This is a genomic window from Salinisphaera sp. G21_0, assembly GCF_017744115.1.
GTDB lineage: Bacteria > Pseudomonadota > Gammaproteobacteria > Pseudomonadales > Endozoicomonadaceae > Endozoicomonas.
This window is the reverse complement of record NZ_JAGHQW010000108.1, coordinates 1-7106: the sequence shown is the minus strand read 5'-3', so window position 1 is coordinate 7106 and position 7106 is coordinate 1. Positions and strand designations below refer to the sequence as shown.

Annotated in this window: 5 protein-coding genes and 1 pseudogene; 1 reads left to right on the top strand and 5 read right to left on the bottom strand. The window is 48.0% G+C overall.

Annotated elements, in window-relative coordinates; all coding sequences use genetic code 11:
• Window positions 1-227: 227 nt before the first annotated feature.
• On the bottom strand, window positions 228-1700 hold the full coding sequence (locus J7439_RS24660; protein ID WP_209204708.1) for an ankyrin repeat domain-containing protein: 1473 nt from the start codon (window positions 1698-1700) through the stop codon (window positions 228-230).
• A 529-nt stretch (window positions 1701-2229) separates the two neighbouring features.
• Between J7439_RS24660 and J7439_RS24655 the strand changes: the two genes are divergently transcribed.
• Window positions 2230-2850 carry a hypothetical protein gene (locus J7439_RS24655; protein ID WP_209204707.1) on the top strand — a complete coding sequence of 207 codons (621 nt, stop codon included), beginning with the start codon at window positions 2230-2232 and terminating at the stop codon, window positions 2848-2850.
• A gap of 337 nt (window positions 2851-3187) precedes the next feature.
• Here J7439_RS24655 and J7439_RS24650 read toward each other — a convergent pair whose 3' ends face one another.
• From J7439_RS24650 to J7439_RS24635, 4 genes and pseudogenes are all read right to left on the bottom strand, one after another.
• On the bottom strand, window positions 3188-3406 hold the full coding sequence (locus J7439_RS24650; protein ID WP_209204706.1) for a hypothetical protein: 219 nt from the start codon (window positions 3404-3406) through the stop codon (window positions 3188-3190).
• A 342-nt stretch (window positions 3407-3748) separates the two neighbouring features.
• Window positions 3749-4669 (bottom strand): hypothetical protein, encoded by a 921-nt coding sequence (locus J7439_RS24645; protein WP_209204705.1) that lies wholly within the window; start codon window positions 4667-4669, stop codon window positions 3749-3751.
• A gap of 378 nt (window positions 4670-5047) precedes the next feature.
• A pseudogene (locus tag J7439_RS27390) lies at window positions 5048-5233 on the bottom strand (helix-turn-helix domain-containing protein); the annotation flags it as partial.
• A gap of 123 nt (window positions 5234-5356) precedes the next feature.
• Window positions 5357-7106 (bottom strand): LamG-like jellyroll fold domain-containing protein (locus J7439_RS24635; RefSeq protein WP_209204703.1); only part of this gene is annotated, 1750 nt, incomplete at its 5' end.

The following is a 7106-nucleotide window of genomic DNA, read 5'->3' as shown; positions in this document are numbered from 1 at the left end:
AAATTGGGCTTGTTTCATTGAAAGACTTATGGATCAGGTTTCACCATCATTGTTGAACCGCCCGGTGCGGACCCGCATGCCGGGTGCTGTGGGGAGGGTTGGAGAAAGACCAGCCCTTACCCGATTTGAATTCAATAAGTGATTAGCGGAAAGCGAAGCCGGAAGCCTCCGATACCAAGCTTCCCGATGGTGCCATCAGGTCAACAGCTTCTGTCGTTTGCTGTAGATCAGGCTGAGAGGTTATTGGGAGGAATGTCCGTTGCCCCATGATCCAGCAGGAGCCTGGCAACCTCCTCGTGCCCATTCTCCTTGGCTACCATGTAGGCTGTGCGACTATCATTACGTTTTTCGACAGGGTTGGGGTCTGCGCCGGCCTCAAGGAGTGTTTGGACTATCGATGTCTTTCCTTCGGAGCTGGCATACCACAGTGCTGTACAGCCTTCACTTGGTCCGCCACTCAGGGCGGCATTGAGGTTGGCTTTATTATCTATGAGAAATTTGACAAACTCCTCATCGGCAAAGCTGGCAGCCATCATCAGGATTGAGCTACCCTCCCAATCACCGGCTCTTATGACAACATTAACATCAGCCCCATGCTCTACCAGAATTTTTCCGACATTGGTATATCCATCTTGGGCGGCCACCATCAGGGGTGTGCAACCCTCACAATCACCGGCTCTCAGGACAGCATTAACATCAGCCCCATACTCTACCAGCATTTTTACGACATTGGTATGTCCATTTATGGCGGCCATCATCAGGGCTGTGGCACCCTCACCGGATCTGATGACAGCATTAACATCAGCCCCATGCTCTACCAGCATTTTTACGATATTGGTATGTCCATTTAAGGCGGCTATCATCAAGGGAGTACGGTCATTGTTTTCGCCCCCATATTCATTGGCGTTTGATCCTTTCTCCAACAGATATTCAACGATGTCGACGTGGCCTTCCCGGGCAGCCATCATCAGGGGTGTTAAGCTTTTAACTTCATCATTGCCCAGGTTTCCATCAACCTTTGCCCCATTGTCCATCAGACATTGAACAGTTTCGATGTCTCCCATCCGGATAGCACAAAGAAGGGGTGGTTCGGTTAGCATCTCACCGGAATCGCTCATTATCGCATTGACGTCAGCCCCCCGCTGTACCAGAAGATCAACGATTTTCTTGTGTTCCGTGTCATTTTCAAGCGCGATCAGCAGGGGGGTGATGTCACTTGATTTCGGCAAGTATTGAATGCGGGCATTAATATCTGCCTTTAACATCAACAGGAGTTTGACGATAGCGAGCTGTTTAGAATCGACAGCAGCGTGTAGCAAGGTAACCTCGTGGCCACGCACAGGATCATTGAAGTATTTCCGCACGGCCTCAGGGTCGTCAGTCAGTATTGACAAGAGGTCTGATATATTACCTGTACAGGCAGCCTCCAGAGCCGGGTTTCGGCAGTAACGGTCGGCATCATCGCAACGGCCGTAAATCACCTTGAGAGGAAGAGGGCCTTTATTGCATACACCACAAACCCTGTCTTCAAGTTTCTTGCCATCAAACGATGCGAAAATGTTTTTCTGTTCAAAGATGTGCCCGCACCTGGTCTTCACCAAACAGACACCAGGGACGGATTTGTCATAATAAACCATGACAGGATTTTCATGGGGGTTATTGACGGCGGCAGGTTGAGTACGGGAAGACACATTATTCATATTGTTGTAATCCAGATCTGGCTTAACAGTTGAGTATGAGTGAGCTTTCTTTTGATTATTAATTCACTGCTGTATTTAAGTTTGATGTTTTTTGCCAGAATTCATTAAACTGTCCACACTTGAGCTTATTTGACATCATCAGCTTTGAGTTTAGCTAATATAACGCAATGTTTGACTTTTAAGCTGGCCTGAAAATGCATGGGTGTTCTTCTTTTTTGCTATTAAAAACTGTGTACACAAAGCACCGGTACAGTTTGAAAACCTGATTGCTGCAGCCTGAAAAAAAATTAACTATCACGTTAGTTTGATTTTTAGTGTTTCCTTATTGGACTTGCTCCCATTCAAGAATAGGACTCTTTAAGTGAAACTACATGTTAATGTAGTTGAAGTTAAAGAAACAGTTACTGTTGTAAGCTCTCAGAAAGTGCTGACATAAAGCAAAATACACGGCTCTGGTCTATCCTTTCCCACCATGAGTTTTCCTTTTCCTGTAACCAGTGCCCAGCATGACCATCCAGGCCAAAAAGTCTTGGATTATCTCGCTCAGCTCCAGCAGCACAACACAATGCTCAAGGAGTCGCTGGCTTTGTCACAGAAAGCATTGGCTCTGTCCCAGAAAGAGAACGTTCTCCAGAAGGAGTTGATTGCCAGGCTGCAGGCACAAAGCGTTCAGCAGCAAGAGCAGATCACTCAGCTACAGGAGAAAGTCGAAGTTCTTGAGGCTGACATCCGCCGTCTTAAAAAGCTGCCTCCCAAGCCTGACATCAAACCTGATACCAAGCCCCCTGATGACTCAGACGGCCCTCCCGGTACTCCACCGGCAACCGGTCAAGGCGATGAAGCTGACCCGGATGGTGTTCCAAAACATAAGGTCAGCAAACCGGATGAAAGTACTCGCAATCAACGCAAGCAACCCCCAAAGCCACCTCCTGAAAAGAGCATACGTGTCCCGGCCTGTGATGTTCCTCCGGGGTCTGTCTGGAATGGCACTACCCCATTCTATGTACAAGATCTGGTGATCAAGGCACCCAGTGTCGAATATTTGCTTGATCAATGGATAACACCGACGGGAAAACAGTCACTGCCAGGCCTCCGGCGAATTTGCACGGGCACCATTACGGCCCGACATAACCGGTGGGCCGCTGGCTGAGTTGTCACCGTTAAAGCCGTAGTAGGGGTATTCATATGCCTTATTATCCTCAGACTATTCGTTACTTCCGGCCCACAATTTTTATTAGCAATAATGCTGGCTGCGGGCAATACAAAAGGAAAAAAAGGACACCCACTATTTAAAAAGTGAAGAGAATACGTCATCCATTCATTTTTTAAATGATAGTATTGATCGGTTTAATAAATTCTCATTAATACCAAGCAGGAAGCGTATAAAAAGTACTCAGCAACAGCCAGATAGAAGACATTATCGAGACGATATAAGAAAGAGCAATCAGAAAATTCTGGCCACATTGAAGTAAATGAAAATGCGCTGATCAGGTAGGATAGAGATCACCACTCACTCGGTACTGCTGGGCATATTTTTCGACACGCAGCAGTTCTGCTTTGCCTGGCTGGTCCCCGGCAAGATAACGCTGAACCAGGTGCGGGCAATAAAACAGCTGCGTCCAGCGTTGTAAGACTTCTTTGGTGTCCCTTTTTTTCGCTTGCTGACTTATGGAGCACCACGTGATAATGATTCGACATAACCGCATAAGCACAGACTTCCAAGGAAAAAATCCCAGAAAGCGCTTTCAATCGATCAACCACCCAATGCCTGCGATGCTCATAGTTTTTGCCTGAGAAATTGTCTTTGCCGCATAGGAAAGTCCTGCGAAAGAGCGTGCCATGCAGTGGTAGTAGGGCGTACTGGCTGGATCTATGAGGTTTTTTCGGGCCGTCGTCATGTCATTTTTATGGTTACTGGGTATATCTGCTTAATGTCCTTAAGAGGCTCCAGAGAAAAATAGACATTGTGGCCGATTAGTCAAATTTTTGAGTGTCCCTTATTATAATCCCTTTGCGAAACTCTCAAGCGGCGCTTCTTCAGGTATTCCCTATGGTACTCTCTCTGGCGCTGAACGTAAGCGGGATCTTTGCGGCACTCGATGAGCCGCCTTCTTTATACTTTCAGCGTATGCGGGATCTTTGTGCAACTCATTTCGGCGCTGTTTTTCACGCTCTACGTAAGCAGGATTTTTGCGAAGCTCCCTTTGGCGTATCTTTCTGCTCTCCCGCCTGGCTGGATCTTTGAGACGCTCCCTTTGTCGCTCCCTCTCGCGCTCTGCGAAAGCGGGGTCATTCTTATAGCGCTCCCTTCGTCTCTTTGCCGAATCAGGATCATTCTGGTATCGCTTCCTTTGGTATGTCCTATGGCGCTCTGCGTAATCGGGATCATTCCGGTAACGCTTCCTTTGGGATACCCTTCGGCGCTCTAAGTGATCGGAATGATTCTGATAGCAATTTTGGTACTCAACTGCTGAAGTGTTGCCATTCAGTACTTCTTCTACCTGCCGCGTTTGATGATCACTTGTCGTTTGGTTATGGTTTTGCCAGCTAGCTACCCCAACTTGCCTTGAATTTTGTTGATTAGAGAGTATCGCATGAAGATTAGCCAATAGACCATCTGGGTCCCACTCTGGTATGGGCTCGTTGACCTCAGGCTCGCTCTCCACTAACCATTCATTCTGAATAAAGTGGATGTCTGGTATTGATGATAGTGAATCATCCAAGAGGGTAGTGTCAGAATGATAAGATGAATATTCATCCAGCCTTGGCAGTAGTATCTGAGAGATATTAATTTCATCAGGGGCTTCCTGATCGCTACTGGTCACAGATGCAATATTGTATTCATTCAATGAACTAAAAGGACCAAGGGTATTGTTGTGTCTGTCTGATTGACTATGGTAAACATGAAAGGGATCGTCCAGTGCCTGAACAGATATGCCTTGGTACGTCGGCTGCTGTTCATTTCTCATAGTTTGGTGCTTTTGTTCTTGTGAGCTTGAATGAAACCCGACAAAAGCAACATTGAATTGAGTTGATTTAATAGAGCGTTCCATTGAATTATTAAACTATTGAATTCCAGCTTAAGACTTTTTCTAATCATATAAGTTTCACCCATAAATACTCTGTTCAATAATTATTTTAACCATGCATCATTATTTGTTATGGCTATTAGTAATGTTGAAAGTGCTTTGACAGCCCTTAAAGATTAAAATATTTTAGCGCCGCTGGCAGCATCCAGTGGTTAATAAGTAGTTAACCAAATTAAGCCAGTGGCAAGAAGAAATGGACCGCTGTAATAAATATTTATGAAATATTCGGGTTAGAATTCCTTTCTGGTTACCCGCGTATTAATCGTCATTCTGACGACGGACCTGCCGAAATTCCTTCGGCAATAATCGAGTATGCCTGCGGAAAAACCGGATCATATTAGTCGCTTCATGAAATCCCATCTTTAAGGAAATATCCGTGATTGAATAGTGGCTGAACGTCAAAAGTCGTTTAATCCTGAAAGACATTTTTCTGAACCCCAACCAATTTGAAAAACGAAGCTGCTCTACTGACCTGCGTGGTGTATGTGGATTTGTACCCGGCTAGAGCCGGGATGGTGCAAACGCCTGAGACCTTTGAATATATTTCTATCAGCAAAAGGACAAAGCTCAATCCGGGCTGAGATTACCGTTATTAATCAGATTGTTGATAATCTCGGCATCGGTGTTGCCCAGTACCGACAGGTCTACCCCTTCCAGCCTGATCTTCTGGGTGATATCTCCGCCCACCTGTGGTGTTATTTCAAGCGTGGTATCGCCGTTGTCAAAATTCAGGGCCAGATACTGATCCAGATCCCCGTGATCTTCGGGCAGGATATCGTCCAGATGTATAACATCACCTCCCTGCCCAAGATGGAAGTCAGTAATGACATCTTCTGCGGGGGTCGCCGCTGTACCAAGGTCTGATGCTTCCCAGGTAAAGGTGTCAGAACCCGTACCGCCAGTCAGGGTATCATTACCGGCTCCACCAAAGAGAATGTCGTCACCCGCTTCACCCAGCAGAGTGTTGCTGCCACTGTCCGCTTTGATGATATCCGCACTATCGGTACCGATCATCTCCAGGGAGGTTAAAAATGACTCAATATCGCCGGACTGGGCCTGATCGTAAAGGTCACTGATACTGTTGGGGTCCAGAGATCTGTCCAGAACCACCAAGTCTTTCATTGTACCATCGGTGTTAGCATCCAGGGCCCCCCAGTTACTCTGTCCCACCAGGTTACTGGTCAGGGACACCCCGGAAGGCCCCTGGCCATTTGGATTGTCCGCCACTTCAACGCCATTTTTATACAGGTGCATGTGGCCATCGGCATCAACCGTCAGGGCCATGTGGAAGGTTTCTCCAAGGGTATAGAAGTTATCGAACGCTACAGACCCGACTATGGTGTTGCCGTGGAAAATTTGCGCCTCGATGCGACCTTCTGTAGGGCTGGCAATAAGGATATTATCGGTGCCGGGGCCATTACCAAAATCAATGATCCTGGCCCAGCTACCGTGGCTGTCATAGGTAAAGGTCGAAGCAATGGTTATATCACCGGACAGTGTCATGGTTCCCAGGTAGCCACCGGCACCGTTGAAGCTGACGCCATCATGGTTGAAATGAGTAATGGCACTGTAGAAGGTCACAACCTGACCATTGCTGGTAAGACTTTCCGCCTTGTCACCGGAACCGGTGGTAAAGTCAAAGGCGGCCAGTGCATCAATTGCATCATGAGTTGGTAGCAATTCCGCTGCAGTGGCCGCATGGTCGGGGTTGTCAACGCTGCGGGCCTGCAGGCTGATGTTGTCGACCAGCAGATCACGGTTAGTGCCATCGGCGCTGGTGTCGGCGATCCGCAGTACCATATTGCCCGCCGACCGGGCGGTGAAGTCCAGCGTCAGGGTCTGCATGGTCAGGGAGTCGCTGTCGAACGTCTGTGTGGCCAGCACTTCACCGGAGGCTTCATCGACCACGTCCACCTGACCGGATACCAGTGCCTCTGCCCCGTAGACGCCGTAGTCCAGGCTCAGGGTGTAGTTGACGTCGGGGTATCCCTGGATGACCTGTTCCACCACCCCGTCCAGGGCAGCGTTGCCACTATTGAAGACCAGCGTGTTGTCGGCAATGTCCACCGTCCCGGTCAGGGTCCAGCTATCGCCCGTGCTGAGATCACCGTTGCTGACCAGCTCAGTGTCCAGCTGCAGGTCCTGGTAGACATCCGAGTCTGCTTCAATAACGTCAGACAGCTGACTGGACTGATAAAGTGCGGAAACACCGGATGCATCCAGTGCTTCATTGAAAATGGTCAGGTCATCAATGGCACCATCCAGGTAACCATTGTCGTAGTTACTTTTGCCCACATAGTTGTTGGACCTCACCATT

Bases quoted from the DNA above. Each gene is read 5' to 3' on its own strand.
- J7439_RS24645 (WP_209204705.1), bottom strand. From the start codon at position 4,669: ATGAGAAATGAACAGCAGCCGACGTACCAAGGCATATCTGTTCAGGCA.
- J7439_RS24650 (WP_209204706.1), bottom strand. From the start codon at position 3,406: ATGCGGTTATGTCGAATCATTATCACGTGGTGCTCCATAAGTCAGCAA.
- J7439_RS24660 (WP_209204708.1), bottom strand. From the start codon at position 1,700: ATGAATAATGTGTCTTCCCGTACTCAACCTGCCGCCGTCAATAACCCC.